The sequence below is a fragment of the Vibrio sp. SCSIO 43155 genome (assembly GCF_023716605.1).
GTDB lineage: Bacteria > Pseudomonadota > Gammaproteobacteria > Enterobacterales > Vibrionaceae > Vibrio > Vibrio harveyi.
Window position 1 is genome coordinate 2,462,646 of the sequence record NZ_CP071852.1, and the last position, 19,230, is coordinate 2,481,875.

The 19,230-nt window shown below is 45.5% G+C and carries 16 protein-coding genes and 1 tRNA gene; 13 read left to right on the forward strand and 4 right to left on the reverse strand.

What is annotated here, in order from left to right; genetic code table 11:
- The first annotated feature begins 84 nt into the window (after positions 1-84).
- Positions 85-978, forward strand: a complete 894-nt coding sequence (locus J4N44_RS11800) for a YvcK family protein (protein ID WP_005444701.1) — start codon at positions 85-87, stop codon at positions 976-978.
- Positions 979-1,092: 114 nt separating this feature from the next.
- Here the strand turns inward: J4N44_RS11800 and luxU are convergent, their stop codons facing one another.
- The 3 genes from luxU to uvrB form a co-directional block, all read right to left on the reverse strand.
- Positions 1,093-1,437 (reverse strand): quorum-sensing phosphorelay protein LuxU, encoded by a 345-nt coding sequence (gene luxU / locus J4N44_RS11805; protein WP_005444699.1) that lies wholly within the window; start codon positions 1,435-1,437, stop codon positions 1,093-1,095.
- On the reverse strand, positions 1,434-2,837 hold the full coding sequence (luxO, locus tag J4N44_RS11810; RefSeq protein ID WP_005444697.1) for a quorum-sensing sigma-54 dependent transcriptional regulator LuxO: 1,404 nt from the start codon (positions 2,835-2,837) through the stop codon (positions 1,434-1,436). The genes luxU and luxO overlap by 4 nt, the downstream gene beginning before the upstream one ends.
- A gap of 590 nt (positions 2,838-3,427) precedes the next feature.
- Positions 3,428-5,458, reverse strand: a complete 2,031-nt coding sequence (uvrB, locus tag J4N44_RS11815) for an excinuclease ABC subunit UvrB (RefSeq protein WP_005444695.1) — start codon at positions 5,456-5,458, stop codon at positions 3,428-3,430.
- Positions 5,459-6,017: 559 nt separating this feature from the next.
- Here uvrB and J4N44_RS11820 point away from each other — a divergent pair.
- The 11 genes from J4N44_RS11820 to J4N44_RS11870 all read left to right on the forward strand — a co-directional run bounded on the left by J4N44_RS11820 (position 6,018) and on the right by J4N44_RS11870 (position 17,234).
- Positions 6,018-6,093 (forward strand) — tRNA-Asn (locus tag J4N44_RS11820).
- Positions 6,094-6,482: 389 nt separating this feature from the next.
- Positions 6,483-8,780: a formate C-acetyltransferase gene (pflB, locus tag J4N44_RS11825; protein WP_009702726.1), complete on the forward strand. Its 2,298-nt coding sequence runs from the start codon at positions 6,483-6,485 to the stop codon at positions 8,778-8,780.
- A 311-nt stretch (positions 8,781-9,091) separates the two neighbouring features.
- Positions 9,092-9,670, forward strand: coding sequence for an electron transport complex subunit RsxA (gene rsxA, locus J4N44_RS11830; protein WP_005425202.1), 579 nt, complete (start codon positions 9,092-9,094; stop codon positions 9,668-9,670).
- Positions 9,671-9,673: 3 nt separating this feature from the next.
- Positions 9,674-10,267, forward strand: coding sequence for an electron transport complex subunit RsxB (rsxB, locus tag J4N44_RS11835; protein WP_029790465.1), 594 nt, complete (start codon positions 9,674-9,676; stop codon positions 10,265-10,267).
- Positions 10,268-10,275: 8 nt separating this feature from the next.
- On the forward strand, positions 10,276-13,116 hold the full coding sequence (rsxC, locus tag J4N44_RS11840; RefSeq protein WP_252044490.1) for an electron transport complex subunit RsxC: 2,841 nt from the start codon (positions 10,276-10,278) through the stop codon (positions 13,114-13,116).
- On the forward strand, positions 13,116-14,162 hold the full coding sequence (gene rsxD / locus J4N44_RS11845; RefSeq protein ID WP_009702728.1) for an electron transport complex subunit RsxD: 1,047 nt from the start codon (positions 13,116-13,118) through the stop codon (positions 14,160-14,162). The genes rsxC and rsxD overlap by 1 nt, the downstream gene beginning before the upstream one ends.
- Before the next feature lie 7 nt (positions 14,163-14,169).
- Complete coding sequence (gene rsxG / locus J4N44_RS11850; RefSeq protein ID WP_005444679.1) at positions 14,170-14,808, forward strand: electron transport complex subunit RsxG; 639 nt, start codon at positions 14,170-14,172, stop codon at positions 14,806-14,808.
- Positions 14,801-15,493 carry an electron transport complex subunit E gene (locus tag J4N44_RS11855; RefSeq protein ID WP_009698515.1) on the forward strand — a complete coding sequence of 231 codons (693 nt, stop codon included), beginning with the start codon at positions 14,801-14,803 and terminating at the stop codon, positions 15,491-15,493. Before rsxG ends, J4N44_RS11855 begins: the two co-directional genes overlap by 8 nt.
- A gap of 79 nt (positions 15,494-15,572) precedes the next feature.
- Positions 15,573-16,214 (forward strand): endonuclease III, encoded by a 642-nt coding sequence (nth, locus tag J4N44_RS11860; RefSeq protein ID WP_005444675.1) that lies wholly within the window; start codon positions 15,573-15,575, stop codon positions 16,212-16,214.
- Positions 16,215-16,246: 32 nt separating this feature from the next.
- Positions 16,247-16,663, forward strand: a complete 417-nt coding sequence (gene gloA / locus J4N44_RS11865; RefSeq protein WP_009698517.1) for a lactoylglutathione lyase — start codon at positions 16,247-16,249, stop codon at positions 16,661-16,663.
- A gap of 136 nt (positions 16,664-16,799) precedes the next feature.
- Positions 16,800-17,234 (forward strand): DUF2753 domain-containing protein, encoded by a 435-nt coding sequence (locus J4N44_RS11870; RefSeq protein WP_005444671.1) that lies wholly within the window; start codon positions 16,800-16,802, stop codon positions 17,232-17,234.
- A 109-nt stretch (positions 17,235-17,343) separates the two neighbouring features.
- Here J4N44_RS11870 and motY read toward each other — a convergent pair whose 3' ends face one another.
- On the reverse strand, positions 17,344-18,225 hold the full coding sequence (gene motY / locus J4N44_RS11875) for a flagellar protein MotY (protein WP_009698518.1): 882 nt from the start codon (positions 18,223-18,225) through the stop codon (positions 17,344-17,346).
- A 356-nt stretch (positions 18,226-18,581) separates the two neighbouring features.
- On the opposite strand from motY, the gene rnt reads away from it, so the two are divergent.
- Positions 18,582-19,226 (forward strand): ribonuclease T, encoded by a 645-nt coding sequence (gene rnt, locus J4N44_RS11880; RefSeq protein WP_009698519.1) that lies wholly within the window; start codon positions 18,582-18,584, stop codon positions 19,224-19,226.
- Positions 19,227-19,230 lie beyond the last annotated feature (4 nt).

Sequence of the window (19,230 nt, forward strand, 5' to 3'; positions counted from 1 at the left end):
ACAATTTACCGCTTAGTGAGTACCCCTTTGGCACTCATTAAGTTAAATTGTAGTCGTTTTTTACAAGATTATTAGAAGAACGTAATGAATATCTACACCGATAAGAAAGTGGTCGCAGTTGGTGGTGGTCACGGTCTAGGCCGTATGTTGGCAGCATTAAAAGATTTTGGCAGCAATGCAACTGGCATTGTTGCTACAACCGACAATGGCGGTTCAACCGGTCGTATTCGCCATTGCCAAGGGGGTATTGCATGGGGTGATACGCGTAACTGTATCAACCAGTTGATCACTGAACCATCAATCAGTTCCATGATGTTCGAATATCGCTTCAAAGGTACTGGCGAACTCGACGGACATAACCTAGGTAACCTAATGCTGACCGCTCTGGATAACCTATCGGTACGCCCATTAGAAGCGATTAACCTTATTCGCAATATGTTGAAAGTCGACGTCAACATTCTGCCTATGTCTGAGCACCCTTCCGATCTCACCGCATTATCGGTCGATGGGCAATGGGTTACAGGCGAAACCAACGTCGATGAGATGGATACCGATTTGCGTCGCCTCGATCTATCACCAGAAGTTCCCGCAACCAAAGAAGCTGTAACAGCGCTTGCTGAAGCTGACGCCATCATTCTTGGTCCCGGAAGTTTCTTAACAAGCATTATGCCGCCACTGCTCCTACCTGAATTGGGTAAAGCTATTGCCGCAAATCAAACTGCAAAAGTGATTTTTGTCGCCAACTTGAGTCCAGAGTATGGTCCTGCTGGGCGTATGACAATGAAGCAAAAACTCGAGTGGTGCGAGCGTGCTTGCCAAGGAAGAAAGATTGATGTCGTATTGGCAGAAGAAACAGAGCCAGAGGTGCTTGAGAACTGGAATGTGGTCACCGAGTCGTTAGCTTCTACTAATCGCGATTGGCGTCATGATCGAGACAAGCTCAAACTTGCGATTGAAAACCAGTTGCCGTCGAACTAGAAAGTTCGCATCGAGAAAACGACTCCAGCTAGAGCCATTTGCTCGAATAAAAAAGCCCTTCCACACCGGAAGGGCTTTATGTTTTAGTGCTCATTGAATAGCGTCAACAAAGCGCTAGTTTGTCCAAGAGCGATAGGCATCGCGTGTGACATCAAGCAAAGCGAGCATTTCTGTGGCATCCTCACCCTGCTCGGCTAACTGATTCGACTTCGCTTTTCGGTCGATCGCAATAGCCAAATCACACAGTCGATCTGCACCAAAGCTTGCGGCACTGCTTTTGAGTGCGTGGCTGATCTCTTTCAAATAGATCAATTGCTCATTGCCTTTAAGATCAGATAATCGGGTTATATAGGTGTCCATTTCCCCTAAAAAAATATCAAGCAAAACGGGCACATTATCACTGCCTATCTCAGCAGACAGCTCTTCAATCTTTTGCTGATTTAATACGTTCATACTCATACGTTTTGTTTTTCGTCCCTGCTATTCCAAGCTTGCAACTTGCGATAAATCGTCGATGGGCTGACATCTAAGTAGCCCGCAGCGCGTGGAATATTGCCATCACACGCTTGAATCGCCTGCTCGATGGCCATTTTCTCAGTCATCCAAAGCGGCATAATGTCTGACACCGTCAAAATGTCAGGTTCAATAAATTTTGATGCCGATTGACGAACCACTGGCTGGTTCAACGGCGGTGGCAGCATGTCTAACGTAATCTCTTTGCCGTTGTTCAATACCACAATGTTGCGCAGTACGTTTTGCAATTGACGAACGTTACCCGGCCATTCATAACTATTGAACCTATCAATCACCTCTTGCGAGAAGCGGATGAAGCTTTTGCCTTCTTCGTGAGACATATAACCAAGCAACGAATAAGCAATCTCAATTACATCTTCGCCACGCTCACGCAGCGGTGGAAGGTGCAATGGGATCACGTACAAACGATAGTACAAGTCTTCACGAAAACGCCCTTCTTGCACTTCCTTCCAAGGGTCGCGGTTCGTTGCGCAAACAAAACGTACGTCCACACTCTTCATCTTCGAAGAACCGACTTTTTGGAACGTCCCCGTTTGAATGAATCTTAGTAACTTTGTCTGGAGGTCTAGGTCCATCTCACAAAGCTCATCAAGAAACAAAGTGCCACCGTCAGCAAGCTCAGCCGCACCTTGTCGGTCATTTGCCGCGCCAGTAAATGCACCTTTTACGTGACCAAATAGCTCGCTCTCAATCAGATCTTTAGGGATGGCAGCACAGTTAATGGCGATAAACGGCTTATCACCACGTTTGCTTGCTGCGTGAATTGCCTCGGCACACACCTCTTTACCAGTACCACTTTCACCCGTGATGAAAATACTTGCTTTACTGCTCGCCGCCGAGTCAATAGTGCGGTAAACCTGCTGCATGGTTTGGCTACTGCCGATAAAGCCTTGGTAATTTTGGTTGCCCGGATTATCCGCTTCATTTTTAAGCTTGGTAGCTTTACGGATCGCATTATTTACCGTGACGCGTAAACGGTCAGCTTCACATGGTTTAATTAAGAAATCTTGAGAACCATGACGCATTGCTTCTACCGCAGTATCGATAGAGCCATGGGCAGTCATAAAGATAATTGGCACGTCTGGGTGACTTTTCTTCACTGCGTGCAATACATCCATCCCCGTCATATCAGGTAAACGAAGATCGAGCAGAATAAGATCAGGAATACGATGGTTCAGACTTTCGATTGCGTCTCTGCCTGTACCAACAATATTGATATCGATGCCGAGTGGCGTTAGGTAAGAACGGTACAATGCCGCGACAGATGCGGTGTCTTCTACCATTAGTAGATAACGAGACTTTTGACCTTCTGTTATTTGTTGCATAGCCTAGCCGATTTTTTGTTGTGTTTTAAATAATAATCGCATTACGCTTTGCATTTTGCAAATAATCATTCGTAAGATTGTGGGTATTCTAAATAAACTAAACCGAATATCAACAGGTTAAATTATGGCACAAACCATGCTCTTAAACTAATGACCCCTCGGGTCACCTAGCCAACTGACGTTGTTAGTGAACGATATGTTCACAAAACGAGCCAATAGATCCGACTGCCTATTGGCTTCTTTTTTGTCTGTTGAGTAAGGGGAAAGAAAGTGCCCAAGCAATTTATGTATACCCAAGTGACTTCAAGATGCAGGATTCAGAGCGTTGTCATTGATTCGAGTTCAAGGAAAACAACACCGCGTAATAGCCAGCTCTTTCCAAGTTGTTTGACGCAGAAATCGAGGCAATGACACGCTCCCGAAGGGCGAGTTGTCTTGGCTTGTATACTTTGTTGCCGATTCTTGATTTAGAGTGACTAGATCTTTAAATCGTCGCCGCGTCTACAAACCAAGTCATTCTCGCTGAACCTAGCATCTCGAGGTTACTTGGGTATAAACACAAACACTTGGGCATGGAATGAAGCAATCAATCAACTGTTAGCGATGAACTGCTCGCGTAACTTCTCAATCTCGTCACGCTTTTGCGCTGCTAATTCAAATTCCAGATCTTGAGCATGTTGGTACATCGCCGCTTCTAGACGACTGATCTCTTTCTCCAACTGCTGTGGAGACATAATTTCGTAGGTTTGCGAAGGCTCTGCCACTTTCGATAACGGAACTTGCTTAGTGTTCCGTTGACGTTTGGACTTAGTGATATCCCCCAGCTCCATAATGTCTTTGATATTGCGCTTCAAGGCTTGAGGTTCAATGCCCATCTCTGCGTTATATGCCTTTTGCTTCTCACGGCGACGGTCCGTTTCGTCCATTGCTTTCTTCATCGATTTAGTGATCGAATCTGCGTAAAGAATCGCTTTACCTTTAATGTTACGAGCTGCACGCCCAATGGTCTGAATCAATGAACGCTCTGAACGCAAGAAGCCTTCTTTATCTGCATCCAAGATCGCCACCAGCGATACTTCGGGCATATCGAGACCTTCTCGCAACAAGTTGATCCCTACCAACACGTCGAACTCACCTAAACGAAGGTCGCGAATAATTTCGACACGCTCAACGGTGTCGATATCTGAGTGAAGGTATCGAACTTTTACATCGTGCTCGTGAAGGTATTCGGTCAAGTCTTCTGCCATACGCTTGGTTAACGTTGTCACCAGAACACGCTCATCTTTCGCCGCTCGAATGCGAATTTCAGACAACAAGTCATCAACTTGAGTCGATACCGGACGTACTTCCAATTCCGGATCGAGCAGACCCGTTGGGCGTACAACCTGATCAGCAATCTCATCGGCTGATTTTTCCAGCTCGTAGTTACCTGGTGTCGCTGATACAAATATCGTCTGTGGAGAAATCGCCTCAAATTCTTCAAACTTCATCGGACGGTTATCCAATGCTGAAGGTAAACGGAAGCCAAACTCCACCAACGTCTCTTTACGCGAACGGTCACCTTTATACATCGCACCAATTTGTGGAACTGTAACGTGCGATTCGTCGATGATCAGTAAACCATCATGAGGTAAGTAATCGAATAGTGTTGGGGGCGGCTCACCCTCCGCTCGACCACTTAAGTAACGGGAGTAGTTTTCGATACCTGAACAGAAGCCTAGCTCGTTCATCATCTCAATATCGAACTGAGTTCGTTGGCTGATGCGTTGTTCTTCTAGAAGCTTGTTGTTATCTAGCAACTGCTTCTTGCGAACTTCAAGCTCATCTTTGATGCTTTCAATCGCATCAAGGATACGCTCACGGGGGGTCACATAGTGAGTCTTTGGATAGATGGTATAACGTGGTAAGTCACGCTGTTTCACCACTCCAGTCAGAGGGTCGAATACGCTAATGCAATCCACTTCATCATCAAACATTTCGACACGGACCGCATCTTGGTCTGATTCTGCCGGAAAGATATCAATCACTTCACCACGAACGCGGAACTGACCACGTTCGAATGCAACGTCATTGCGAGAATATTGCAACTCTGCAAGACGGCGCAGCATATCACGCTGATCAATCACATCTCCACGACGCAGGTGCAACATCATTTGCAGATACGATTCCGGATCACCCAAACCATAAATAGCCGATACCGACGCTACGATGATCGCATCTTTACGTTCTAGTAAGGCTTTAGTGGCCGATAAACGCATTTGCTCAATATGAGCGTTAACTGAAGCATCCTTTTCAATAAAGGTGTCCGTCGTTGGAACGTATGCTTCGGGTTGGTAGTAATCATAGTAAGAGACGAAGTACTCTACAGCATTATTTGGGAAGAAGGCTTTCATCTCACCATACAGCTGAGCTGCCAGCGTTTTGTTTGGTGCAAGGAGGATGGCAGGACGCTGCGCTTGCGCAATCACATTTGCCAACGTGAATGTTTTACCTGAGCCAGTTACACCCAATAGCGTCTGATGAGCAAGACCTGCGTCTAACCCTTCCAATAACTGTTTGATAGCGGTTGGCTGATCACCAGATGGTTGATACTCAGAGACCAGTTCATAAACTTTACTCATACCCTTCCTCAAATTTACTGCACTTTGGCTGTATATATATACACCTTATTAGATGAAATCTACGTCTATTTTAGATTTATAGCTCATTGTTACTAATTTTTGTGCTTTCTCTATTTTGATCTAGCCTTAGTCTGGTGACTCTGTTATAGTCTTTCGCCCTACTTGGTGATACTCCCCAAATCATCACAATTTAGTTTCCACAACTTTTCCCCAGAAAGACCTAATATTATCCTTTATCCCCAAAAGGCTAAATTTTATCCACTTTAACTAATTCTGCGTCAATCTAAATAAATCACTGTTTTATTTGCTTATTCAGTGCCTATTTCTGCTTAAAAATGCAAAACAAAACAACACTGTTGCATATAAAAGATCTTTACTCAGATCTCATCAACATAGTTATCCACAAATTTGGTGGATAAGTAACTCCAGCCCTTTACTGGCAAGGATTACAAGAAAGTAAAGATAAAATTCCATTATTTTTTACTAGAAATGTGTTTTTTAGGTGTTGACAGAAATATAGGTGCTCGGTAAGATGCGACCCGCTTTCAAGCAAAGCAATTCCTCCTTAGCTCAGTCGGTAGAGCGACGGACTGTTAATCCGCAGGTCGCTGGTTCGAATCCAGCAGGAGGAGCCAAATTCCAGATAAAGCCGTGTCGAAAGACGCGGCTTTTTCGTATCTGCTCCTCTAGAATCTCAGCACAAATAAGCTTAGTAAATACAGTTACACAATCTCTTCATACACACCGCTTCTTCCTAATTCGAATGACGGCAAATCTGCTCATTACTCTGTTTTACTTTTAATTCGCCGATAAATTCACGATACCAAGCATTAAATGTGTGGTTCCAAAAGCAAAAGCCAACCATAAACCTATGATTTAAATATTAATGCATTTTAATCATTTAAAAAATGAAAAGCATTCATTTTACTCATAGGTGGTAAGTCCATACGATTGAAAGGGTTAAGAATGGTTCCGTCCTACTCGTCGCCTCCATTCTATTTATCAATAACTTAGGGATTTACTAATGACTATTCCGACGACTGATATGCTTGACGCATGGACTGGATTCGCTGCTGGTGAATGGCAAAATGCTGTCAACACTCGTGACTTCATCCAAAAAAACTACACCCCTTATGAAGGAGACGAGTCCTTCTTAGCTGAGGTAAGTGAATCTACGTCAGCATTGTGGAACCAAGTGCTTGAAGGCATTAAACAAGAAAGCCGCACACACGCGCCTGTTGATTTCGATACCGCTCTGCCATCAACAATTACTTCTCACGATGCGGGTTACATCAACAAAGATTTAGAAAAGATCGTTGGCTTACAAACCGAACAGCCACTCAAACGTGCCATTATCGCCAATGGCGGCATTCGTATGGTGAAAAACTCGTGCGAAGTGTACGGTCGAGAGCTAGACCCAACCGTAGAAAAGATCTTCACCGAATACCGCAAAACTCACAACAAAGCGTGTTTCGATCTGTACACCAAAGAGATCCTAGCGTGTCGTAAATCAGGCATCATTACTGGTCTTCCAGATGCTTATGGTCGTGGACGTATCATCGGTGATTACCGACGTATCGCCCTTTACGGTATCGAATTCTTAAAAGCAGATAAAAAAGAGCAATACAACTCAACACAAACTTTCCTAGAGCGTGGCAGTGATCTTGAAAAGACACTTCGCCTGCGTGAAGAGATTGCCGATCAAGTTCAAGCACTTGAAGACATTCGTCAAATGGGTCTGAAATACGGCATTGATATGTCGCTACCCGCAAAAACAGCACAAGAAGCGATTCAATTTACCTACTTTGGCTACCTAGCGGCGGTTAAATCACAAAATGGCGCTGCAATGTCATTGGGTCGTACATCAACCTTCTTAGACGTTTACCTAGAACGCGATATCGCAAATGGTTTGATTGATGAATCACAAGCGCAAGAGATGATCGACCACTTCATCATGAAATTGCGCATGGTTCGCTTCCTCCGTACACCAGAATACGATTCATTGTTTTCTGGCGACCCAATCTGGGCAACAGAAGCCATGGCTGGGATGGGGGTAGATGGTCGCACGCTCGTAACTAAAACGACATTCCGCTACTTGCATACATTGCATACCATGGGACCAGCACCAGAGCCAAACATGACGATCCTTTGGTCAGAGCAATTACCAGAGACGTTTAAGCAATACGCAGCAAAAGTGTCAATTGATACGTCTTCCGTTCAGTACGAAAATGACGATCTGATGCGCCCAGATTTCAATAACGACGATTACGCGATAGCTTGTTGTGTGAGTCCACAGATTGTTGGTCAACACATGCAGTTCTTTGGCGCACGAGCCAACCTTGCAAAAGCGCTGCTATACACAATCAACGGCGGCATAGACGAGAAATCTAAAGCGCAAGTAGGTCCATCTGTAGAAAAAGTTCAAGATGAAATTCTCGACTTTGACGCACTAATGCCGCGCTTCGATAACATGTTGGAATGGTTAGCGACTCAATATGTCACTGCGTTGAACATCATCCATTACTCGCATGACCGTTACAGCTACGAAGCGTCATTAATGGCACTGATGGATCGTGACGTACATCGAACCATGGCGTGTGGTATTGCGGGTCTATCTGTGGTGGCAGACTCTTTAGCTGCAATCAAATTCGCAACAGTGAAACCGATTCGCGACGAGAATGGCATCGCCGTTGATTTTGAAATCGAAGGCGACTACCCGAAATTCGGTAACAATGATCCACGCGTTGATGACATCGCTTGTGATCTAGTAGAGCGCTTCATGAAAAAAATTCAGAAGATGCACACTTATCGTGAAGCTGTGCCAACTCAGTCGATCCTAACCATCACATCTAACGTGGTTTACGGCAAAAAAACGGGTAACACGCCAGATGGTCGCCGCGCAGGTATGCCGTTTGGTCCAGGTGCAAACCCAATGCATGGTCGTGATGAAAAAGGAGCGGTTGCTTCGTTAGCTTCGGTTTCCAAACTGCCGTTTGCTTACGCGAAAGATGGCATTTCTTACACCTTCTCAATTGTACCCAATGCATTAGGTAAAGATGAGTCAAGCCAGAAGAAGAACCTTGCAGCACTAATGGATGGGTACTTCCATCATGAAGCAAGCAATGAGGCTATTGCGATTGAAGGTGGTCAGCATCTCAATGTTAATGTTCTCAACCGAGAGATGCTGTTAGATGCGGTTGAACATCCTGAAAAATACCCTCAATTGACGATTCGAGTGTCTGGTTACGCAGTGCGTTTTAACTCGCTAACGAGAGAGCAGCAACAAGACGTTATCAGCCGCACCTTTACAGAAAAACTGTAAGTCAATTTAGAAACGTTAACCTTAGCTCATCCCCCTAGCCCATTAGGGGTATGAGCATTTTCTATTTCGTTTTATCCAAGAAATGAAGAGTGAAGCCGCCAGCAAAGCGTGCGTTAAATCAGTGACGAAAATTGCGTTTTCCTTTGTTAACAACCATTCACCAAACTTTTCAATTTCTTATTAATCCATCCACTCACATCACATACACGTATAATTTTCCATCGGGTGCATAAAACCACACCGTTCTTTGGTTGTTATTGGTGTCACAAAACACGATAATATTGGGATCGGATTTTAAGAACGTAATAACTATGACCGAATATATTTTGTTGTTGGTCGGCACTGTGCTGGTGAACAACTTTGTACTGGTGAAGTTTTTGGGCTTGTGTCCTTTTATGGGCGTGTCTAAAAAACTGGAAACAGCAATTGGCATGGGCTTAGCTACAACTTTTGTACTAACGCTCGCGTCTGTGTGTGCATACTTAGTGGAAAGCTATGTTTTACGTCCACTGGGCATCGAATATCTACGAACCATGAGCTTTATTTTGGTGATCGCTGTTGTTGTACAGTTCACCGAAATGGTCGTGCACAAAACCAGCCCGACGCTTTATCGTCTGTTGGGTATCTTCCTACCATTGATTACAACGAACTGTGCTGTTTTGGGTGTTGCCCTGCTTAACATCAATGAAAACCACAACTTCATTGAATCGATCATTTACGGTTTTGGTGCGGCAGTTGGCTTCTCTTTGGTATTGATCCTATTTGCCTCAATGCGTGAACGTATTGCTGCAGCTGACGTACCTGTACCGTTTAAAGGTGCTTCGATTGCAATGATCACCGCAGGTCTTATGTCTCTTGCCTTCATGGGCTTTACTGGTTTGGTGAAGTAGACAATGAGTACTATTTTAATTGCGATCATTGCCCTTGCAGCGCTTGCCGCTGTATTTGGGGCCATACTCGGTTTTGCGTCGATTCGCTTCAAAGTAGAAGCCGACCCGATCGTCGATCAAATCGATTCTATTCTTCCTCAAACTCAGTGCGGTCAGTGTGGCTACCCAGGTTGTCGTCCATACGCAGAAGCGATTGCTAACGGCGATCAAATCAACAAGTGTCCCCCAGGTGGTCAAGCGACCATTGAAAAACTGGCGGATTTGATGGGTGTCGAAGCGGAAGAGTCGGCACACGACCTCGACAACAAAGTCAAAACGGTTGCCTTCATCCATGAAGACATGTGTATCGGTTGTACAAAGTGCATTCAAGCGTGTCCTGTCGATGCGATTGTTGGTGGTACTAAAGCCCTTCATACCGTAATCAAAGACGAGTGTACGGGTTGTGACTTGTGTGTTGCGCCTTGTCCAACTGACTGTATTGAAATGATTCCTGTGGAAACCACCACAGAGAGCTGGAAGTGGAAACTTAACGCCATTCCTGTGGTTAACATTACGGATGCTGCCAATGCAGCGAACGTGACTGATTCAATTAAATAAGGTTTCGTATGTTGTCTTTGATTGAACAAATTCGTACTGGTTCGCTCTGGGATTTCCCAGGTGGCGTGCATCCGGCAGAAAACAAAAAGCAATCCAACAAAACTGAATTGGTTCATGCAGCCATTCCGTCGGAAATCGTCCTACCTCTAAAACAACACATAGGTAAAGCAGGTAATCTATTGATTGCTGTTGGCGACAAGGTGTTGAAAGGTCAGCAACTAACGGCGTCAGACAGTGGCTTTACCGTTCCGGTTCATGCACCAACTTCCGGTCAAGTGACGGCTATTGAGCCACGAACTGTTGCTCACCCATCGGGTTTGAGCGAACTGTGCGCAGTGATTACACCTGATGGTAACGATGCTTGGTGTGAGAAAACGCCCGTTGCCGATTACACTCAAGAATCCGCTGATGCGTTAATCGATGTGATTCGCCTTGCTGGTATCTCTGGCATGGGTGGCGCAGGCTTCCCTACTGCTAAGAAGATCCAATCGGGTATCGCACGTACCGAAATTCTTATTGTCAACGCAGCCGAATGTGAGCCTTACATCACCGCCGATGACAAACTCATGCAAGAGCATGCGGACGAACTGATCCAAGGTATCGAGATCGTCGAGCATATCCTTAAGCCAAAACTGACCATCATCGGTATTGAAGATAACAAGCCAGCAGCAATCAAAGCACTGGAACAAGCGGCGATGAACAAAGACATCGTGATCCGCGTTATCCCAACCAAATACCCTTCTGGTGGTGAGAAGCAGCTCATCAAGATTTTGACCAATAAAGAAGTTCCTAGCGGTGCTATCCCTGCCGATATTGGCATCCTGGTTCAAAACGTTGGTTCTCTCTACTCAATTAAGCGTGCAGTGATCGATGGCGAACCTGTAGTAAATCGCATCGTGACTCTGACGGGTAAGACCTTCAAGCAACCACGTAACGTTTGGACGCTTCTTGGCACGCCAGTACAAGCACTTTTAGACGAGTTTGGCTACAAAGCAGATAAAAAACTGCAGCGTCTGATCATGGGTGGTCCAATGATGGGCTTTACCCTACCTCACGCTCAGGTTCCTATCACTAAAACGGCAAACTGTATTCTGGCACCGAAACGTCGTGAGATCGCCTCTGACCAACACGAAATGGAATGCATTCGTTGTAGCCAATGTGCTGAGGCATGCCCTGCCTCACTACTGCCACAGCAGCTCCAGTGGTATGCGAAAAGCCAAGAATACGACAAGCTGGAAGAGCTGAACTTAAAAGACTGTATTGAATGTGGTGCGTGTGCATTTGTGTGTCCAAGTGAGATTCCACTGGTTCAATATTATCGTCAAGCGAAAGCTGAAATCCGTACTCGCGCTCAAGAAGCGGCAGCCGCTGAACGAGCTAAACTGCGCTTTGAAGAGAAAAAAGCGCGTATGGAACGCGAAAAAGCAGAACGTGAGAATCGCTTCAAGAAAGCCGCGGATGATCGTCGTAAAGACATGAAAGCATCTGGTGGTGACGATGCGATTGCAGCAGCGATCGCTCGTGTGAAAGCGCAAAAAGAGAACGCTGAAGCGAAAGCCGAGCCAGCAGTGAAACCAGCGGTTGCTGCCGCGATTGCCAAAGCAAAAGCAAAACAAGCTGCAGCAGCTCAATCTGGCGCAGCAGAACCTGATAACTCAGAAATGGCGAAGCTACGCGAAGAGCGCAAACGTATTGCTCGTGAGCGTAAAGCACAAAAAGAGCAAGGTGACACATCTGAGGATAATGCTGACGATAAGAAGTCTGCAGTTGCAGCCGCTATTGCCCGTGCAAAAGCCAAGAAAGCTCAGCAAGAAGACACATCAACACCTGCTGAAGCTGGTGACAAGAAAGCAGCCGTCGCGGCAGCTATCGCCAGAGCTAAAGCGAAAAAAGCACAACAAGAGGATTCAACCGAACCTGTAGAATCAGAAACGTCTGAACAGCAAGGCGGTGATCCTAAGAAAGCTGCTGTAGCTGCTGCCATTGCTCGTGCAAAAGCGCGCAAAGCTAAGCAAGAAGAATCAACTGAATCTGTAGAAACGGAAGCACCTGCAGAACAAGCGGAAGATCCGAAGAAAGCCGCAGTTGCTGCAGCGATTGCTCGTGCAAAAGCGCGCAAAGCTAAGCAAGAAAACTCTACAGAACCTGTAGAAACGGAAGCTCCTGCTGAACAAGCTGAAGATCCGAAAAAAGCCGCTGTTGCCGCAGCCATTGCTCGCGCTAAAGCACGCAAAGCTCAGCAAGAAGCACAAACAGAATCTGTTGAAGCGGAAGCGCCTGCAGAGCAAGTTGAAGATCCAAAGAAAGCCGCAGTTGCCGCTGCGATTGCTCGTGCAAAAGCGCGCAAAGCTAAGCAAGAAAACTCTACAGAACCTGTAGAAACTGAAGCTCCTGCTGAACAAGTTGAAGATCCAAAGAAAGCCGCAGTTGCCGCTGCGATTGCTCGTGCTAAAGCACGTAAGGCTCAGCAAGAATCACAAGCTGAATCCATTGAAGAAGCGCCTTCTGTAGAGCCAGAAGTGGATCCGAAGAAAGCTGCAGTTGCCGCTGCCATTGCCCGCGCTAAAGCACGTAAGGCTCAGCAAGAAGCACAATCTGAATCCGTTGAAGAAGCGCCTTCTGAAGAGCCAGAAGTGGATCCAAAGAAAGCTGCAGTTGCCGCAGCCATTGCCCGCGCTAAAGCACGTAAGGCTCAGCAAGAAGCACAATCTGAATCCGTTGAAGAAGCGCCTTCTGAAGAGCCAGAAGTGGATCCGAAGAAAGCTGCAGTTGCCGCTGCCATTGCCCGCGCTAAAGCGCGTAAGGCTCAGCAAGAAGCGAATAAGAACAATACTGAGGAGAACGAGTAATGTCGTTTTTTATTGCCAGTTCACCACACGCTCACAGCCGTCGTAGTACGCCTGATTTGATGAAATGGGTAGCGCTGTGTGCAATTCCTGGCTTAGTGGCTCAAACCTACTTCTTTGGTTGGGGCACCATCATTCAACTTGTGTTCGCTATTGCGGTCGCGGTGTCGCTAGAAGCGCTAGTCATGCTTGTGCGTAAGCGTTCACCAATGCGTGCACTTCGTGATAACAGTGCCATCGTGACAGCATGGTTATTAGCCGTTGCTATCCCACCATGGTCTCCGTGGTGGATCATGGTCATCGGCTTGATTTTTGCCATCGTGATCGCGAAGCACCTATACGGTGGTATTGGTCAAAACCTATTTAACCCAGCGATGGTCGCCTACGTGGTGCTACTTATCTCCTTCCCTGTCCAGATGACAAGTTGGAGCGCACCTGTTTCATTGATGTCTGAGCACGTTAGTTTTGCAGACGCGTTATCTCTGATCTTCACTGGTTATGATTTTGATGGCTTGTCACTACAACAAGTTCGCGCTGGAGTGGATGGCGTGACAATGGCAACCCCATTAGACGCATTTAAAACCGGTATCCACACTGGTGCGACACCAAGTGAAGTGCTATCACAACCTATGTTTGGTGGTCTTGCTGGTATCGGTTGGCAATGGGTAAACCTTGCTTACTTAGTCGGTGGACTGGTTATGATCAAAAAGCGCATCATCCAATGGTACATTCCTGTTGGCTTCCTAGGCAGTTTGGCGCTGTTTAGCACAGTATTTAGCTTAATCACACCAGGAGAAACTGCTTCACCAATCTTCCACCTACTTTCGGGTGCTACGATGTTGGGCGCATTCTTTATCGCAACTGATCCTGTATCAGCATCCACTACCGTGAAAGGTCGTTTGATTTTTGGTGCGCTGATTGGTGCATTGGTATTTATTATTCGTAGTTGGGGCGGTTTCCCAGATGGCGTTGCCTTTGCCGTTCTGCTTGCCAATATGTGTGTACCGTTGATCGACTACTACACCAAACCAAGAACTTACGGTCACTGAGGTAAACATGTTAACCGCTATTAGAAAAAATGGTCTGACACTTGCGATCTTCGCTTGTGCTACAACCGGTCTTGTGGCACTGACTCAGTACCTAACAAAAGATCAAATTAAACTTCAGGAACAAAAGCAATTGCTGTCGGTTCTTAACCAAGTGATTCCGGAAGAAATGCATGACAACAATCTTGTTACAGCGTGTACGATGGTGTCAGCGCCCGATCTAGGTACGGTTCGAGCGATGCCAACTTACATCGCAACTAAAGATGGTCAACCAACGGCAATGGCGATTGAATCCATCGCTCCAGATGGCTACAACGGTGAAATCAAAATCATCACTGGCATCGATAACCAAGGCAAGATCCTTGGTACTCGTATCCTAAGCCATCAAGAAACACCGGGGTTGGGCGATAAAATCGATTTACGTGTTACCGACTGGATTTTGAGTTTCACGGGTAAACAAGTGACAGAAAGTAACTGGAATTCTTGGCGCGTTCGTAAAGATGGTGGCGATTTCGATCAGTTCACTGGTGCTACGATTACCCCTCGCGCGGTAGTGAAAGCGGTAAGAAACACGGTAAACTATGTTAATAAATCTCGTGATGAGATTCTGAACCAGCCCCTAGACTGCGCAGGAGGCAACCATGAGTGAAAATAAACTGCTAATGAAAAACGGCATGTGGAGTAATAACCCAGCCCTAGTGCAACTTCTGGGTTTGTGTCCTCTACTTGCGGTTTCTTCCACCATTACCAACGCGCTTGGTTTGGGTATTGCGACTTTGTTGGTGCTTGTCGGTTCGAACGTGACGGTTTCACTGATTCGTAACTACGTACCAAAAGAAATCCGTATTCCCGTTTTCGTTATGATCATTGCTTCTTTGGTAACTTGCGTTCAACTGCTCATGAATGCTTATGCCTACGGCTTGTATCTATCTCTTGGTATTTTCATTCCTCTGATCGTAACCAACTGTATTATCATTGGTCGTGCGGAAGCTTACGCATCTAAAAATGATCCACTGCCAGCAGCACTAGATGGTTTTTGGATGGGTCTGGGAATGACAACTGTACTGGTTGTACTTGGCGCAATGCGTGAACTTATCGGTAATGGCACCCTGTTTGATGGTGCAGACCTACTCCTTGGCGATTGGGCTGCAGCACTGCGCATTCAAGTATTCCACTTCGATAGCAGCTTCCTACTTGCATTATTACCACCAGGCGCTTTCATCGGGGTAGGACTTTTGATAGCGTTGAAAAATGTTATCGATAGCTCAATTCAGGCACGTCAGCCAAAAGAAGAAAAACCAGCCATTGAGCGTGCTCGCGTAACTAACGCATAATGTAAAAATTCTAAAATCAAGGCTCTACCACTCGTAGGGCCTTTTTCATAAACCGCAAAGACGGGTTTGGAAGTCAGCAATGAACAAAGTCAAAAGAATTGAAATTCTCGAACGATTAAGAGAAAACAATCCTAATCCTCAAACGGAGCTCAATTGGAGCACTCCGTTTGAACTCCTTATCGCCGTACTGCTTTCTGCGCAAGCGACAGACGTAAGTGTGAATAAAGCAACAGATAAGCTCTACCCAGTTGCCAACACACCACAGGGCATTCTTGATTTGGGCGTCGATGGTTTAAAGGAATACATCAAAACCATCGGTCTGTTTAACTCAAAAGCCGAAAACACTATTAAAACTTGTAAGATCCTGCTCGAAAAACACAACGGTGAAGTGCCAGAAGATCGCGCAGCGCTTGAAGCGTTACCCGGTGTAGGTCGTAAAACAGCTAACGTTGTACTGAACACCGCATTCGGTTGGCCAACAATTGCGGTAGATACACATATCTATCGTGTTTCGAATCGTACAAAGTTTGCGATGGGCAAAACTGTCGACGATGTGGAAGAAAAACTTCTTAAAGTGGTGCCAAAAGAGTTTAAGCTTGATGTACACCATTGGCTGATCCTTCATGGTCGCTACACCTGTGTTGCACGAAAGCCGCGTTGTGGTAGTTGTATCATCGAAGACCTGTGTGAATTCAAAGATAAAGTGTATCCAGACGAATAACCCTGTCTGAAACAATCGCTAGGAGCAAAAAAATGTCAAACGGTCGAATTCTTCACACCATGCTGCGCGTGGGTGACTTAGACAAATCTATCAAGTTCTACACTGAAGTAATGGGCATGCAATTGCTTCGTACCAATGAAAATAAAGAGTACGAATACACCCTTGCATTTCTTGGCTACGGAGATGAGTCTCAAGGTGCTGTCATTGAACTAACGTACAACTGGGGCACAACTGAGTATGACCTAGGCTCTGCATTTGGTCACATTGCGATCGGTGTAGACGATATTTACTCAACGTGTGACGCGATCAAAGCGGCAGGTGGGAACGTAACTCGTGAGCCGGGTCCAGTTAAAGGCGGTACAACCCACATCGCTTTTGTCAAAGACCCCGATGGTTACATGGTAGAACTGATTCAAAATAAACAAGCTTCGGCAGGTTTAGAAGGTTAATCCCTTTCTCTATTGAAACATATCATGTTGTTGCAGGCAGGTCTGAGACCTGCCTGTTGTTTATAAACAAATTGCTTTACTTGATAATGGTTATCGTTTAGATTTGTCAGCAACATCGATATGTGGGATAACGATAATGATCAGTGAATGGGAAAAACACACACTTCTAGCCGATACAGCACTTCAACTAGATGACCCTGTTCGCAGCATTCTTCATTACCAGCAAGCCCTTAGCCTGAGTGAAGATATTAGCGAATGCGTGGAAATAGAAGCCGATGAGAGACTATTGATTTCGGTGATTTCATGCCACAACCTAGCTCAGTTTTGGCGTTGGGCAGGTGATACAGAGTACGAGCTCAAATACCTTCAGTTAGCGTCTGAAAAAGTACTGACACTGATCCCTCAGTGTCCAAACAAAGATTGCGCAAGCTTTATTGATTCAATTGGATGCTGTACAAAAGCCTTGATTGACTTTATGAAACGCCATCCAAACCCAACGATTGCCAAACAAGTTGAGAAGATTGATACCGCGACGAATTGTGAGATTATCGCCAAGTTCCGACTCAACTAATTTTCGGCAATAAGCCAATACGATTAACAATAGTATTCAAACAACGTCAAATAGCGACAAAAACGCCAGAGTTTATTCTCTGGCGTTTTTTATTGTGTCAAATGTCAGATTAAACCTGAGTTCGCCCAAGTGAAATCACTACGCGACGGTTTTTATCTTTGCCAATTGGTGAGCCATTGTCTGCGATCGGGCGACGCTTACCATAACCTTGGACCTGAATCCGATCACCAGATAAACCAAGAGACTCAAAGTAAGTACGCAGCGATTCAGCACGTCGCTCCGATAAGCTTTGACTTGCGCTCTTACCGTCAGTTGAATCGGTGTAGGTCGCCACCAGCACCAAATCGATATCTTGATTGTGACGCACATAATCTGCGATTTGCGATAAGCGTTTCTTCGATGCTTTGGTGAGCTGATCCCCTTGGCGTTCATAATGAAGGATCGTAAACGCAATATCCTCGAAGCTGTACTTCAACAAGTTAGAAATACAGTCACTAAACGCGTTGTATTTGTTCTGAAATAGTACCGATGACAACGCCACTTCAATACGCTGATCCCGACTCTGCCAATCTTGGTAGCTGAACGTTGGGTAACGTCCCTTTTCTAACTCAGAAAGAATGCCCCAAGCGGTTTGCCCACCAACATAACCATCAAACTGTTTGAAGAACTTGAGGTTAGTAATGCGATCAGCATGCTCGCCGGGACGCCATGGAGGTGGCATAGAAATCAAACTGACATTACGTGTTTCACCCATAGGTCGACGCATCTTCAGCTCAAAATCCAAGTTTATCTTTTTACTCGCACGAGACGAAAATACCGCATCACCAAACCCAGGGATAGGATGCACAAGTTGGCACTCCAATGGCGTATTCATCACCATCTCCCACTGTGATTGTTGCGGTGTGGCGACATAACGCTTGCCCATCGACGCAAAACTGTTTGCGCTAAGCAAAGACATCACGATACCACTGGTTACTAGCCATTTATTCATCTAGGTACATCTCTCAAACGGCAGTCTATTGCCACTTACTTGAATCAATTGAAAACATGCAAAACAATGCAAAAATCCCGCCAACATGGAATTTACAAGTGGTTATAAGGAGTTAACGCTCACTTTGGCAAGTGTATATACCCAAGTAACATCGAGATGCTTGCTTCAACGAGAATGACTTGGGTATAAAATGGTAAATAACATCACGAGAATAACAGGTGACCGACTCCCTTGTTTTTGGTTATAACCCTCACTGGTTAATGGGGAATAGAATTCTACATTTCTCCCAAATTGCGGTTTTTCTCATCGGTAGAATCTGCAATAATGCAGCCTTCGTCACACAAATATAAGCCAACATGACAATAGAAAATGAAGCTCTAACCCTGAAAAAGCGTTTTCGTGGTTATTTTCCAGTGGTAGTAGACGTTGAGACCGCAGGTTTCAATGCTCAAACTGATGCACTTTTAGAAATCTGCGCCGTCACCCTAAGTATGGATGAAAATGGCGATCTGCATCCTGCCTCAACCATTCATTTTCATATCGAACCTTTCGAAGGCGCGAACTTAGAAAAAGAAGCGCTGGAGTTTAATGGCATTCGTGACCCATTCAGCCCTCTTCGCGGTGCAGTTTCCGAACAAGAAGCACTTAAAGAAATCTACAAACTGATTCGCAAAGAACAAAAAGCAGCAGACTGTTCGCGTGCCATCATGGTTGCACACAACGCCGCTTTCGACTTAGGTTTTGTTAATGCAGCGAATGAACGCTGTAAACTTAAAAGAGTCCCTTTCCATCCATTTGCCACTTTTGATACCGCAACATTAAGTGGGCTTGCTTATGGTCAAACTGTTCTCGCTAAAGCATGTAAAGCAGCAGGGATGGAATTCGACAATCGTGAGGCACACTCAGCCCTCTACGATACACAACAAACTGCAGAGTTATTCTGTGGCATCGTCAACAAATGGAAGGCCCTAGGCGGTTGGCCGCTTGTAGACGAAGAATAATAAG

Excerpts from the sequence above, each read along its gene's own strand:
- J4N44_RS11800 (WP_005444701.1), top strand. The coding sequence starts at position 85 with ATGAATATCTACACCGATAAGAAAGTGGTCGCAGTTGGTGGTGGTCAC.
- rsxA (WP_005425202.1), top strand. The coding sequence starts at position 9,092 with ATGACCGAATATATTTTGTTGTTGGTCGGCACTGTGCTGGTGAACAAC.
- luxU (WP_005444699.1), bottom strand. The coding sequence starts at position 1,437 with ATGAGTATGAACGTATTAAATCAGCAAAAGATTGAAGAGCTGTCTGCT.
- motY (WP_009698518.1), bottom strand. The coding sequence starts at position 18,225 with ATGAATAAATGGCTAGTAACCAGTGGTATCGTGATGTCTTTGCTTAGC.
- rsxC (WP_252044490.1), top strand. The coding sequence starts at position 10,276 with ATGTTGTCTTTGATTGAACAAATTCGTACTGGTTCGCTCTGGGATTTC.
- rsxD (WP_009702728.1), top strand. The coding sequence starts at position 13,116 with ATGTCGTTTTTTATTGCCAGTTCACCACACGCTCACAGCCGTCGTAGT.
- gloA (WP_009698517.1), top strand. The coding sequence starts at position 16,247 with ATGTCAAACGGTCGAATTCTTCACACCATGCTGCGCGTGGGTGACTTA.
- pflB (WP_009702726.1), top strand. The coding sequence starts at position 6,483 with ATGACTATTCCGACGACTGATATGCTTGACGCATGGACTGGATTCGCT.
- luxO (WP_005444697.1), bottom strand. The coding sequence starts at position 2,837 with ATGCAACAAATAACAGAAGGTCAAAAGTCTCGTTATCTACTAATGGTA.
- rnt (WP_009698519.1), top strand. The coding sequence starts at position 18,582 with ATGACAATAGAAAATGAAGCTCTAACCCTGAAAAAGCGTTTTCGTGGT.
- nth (WP_005444675.1), top strand. The coding sequence starts at position 15,573 with ATGAACAAAGTCAAAAGAATTGAAATTCTCGAACGATTAAGAGAAAAC.
- rsxG (WP_005444679.1), top strand. The coding sequence starts at position 14,170 with ATGTTAACCGCTATTAGAAAAAATGGTCTGACACTTGCGATCTTCGCT.
- J4N44_RS11855 (WP_009698515.1), top strand. The coding sequence starts at position 14,801 with ATGAGTGAAAATAAACTGCTAATGAAAAACGGCATGTGGAGTAATAAC.
- uvrB (WP_005444695.1), bottom strand. The coding sequence starts at position 5,458 with ATGAGTAAAGTTTATGAACTGGTCTCTGAGTATCAACCATCTGGTGAT.
- rsxB (WP_029790465.1), top strand. The coding sequence starts at position 9,674 with ATGAGTACTATTTTAATTGCGATCATTGCCCTTGCAGCGCTTGCCGCT.
- J4N44_RS11870 (WP_005444671.1), top strand. The coding sequence starts at position 16,800 with ATGATCAGTGAATGGGAAAAACACACACTTCTAGCCGATACAGCACTT.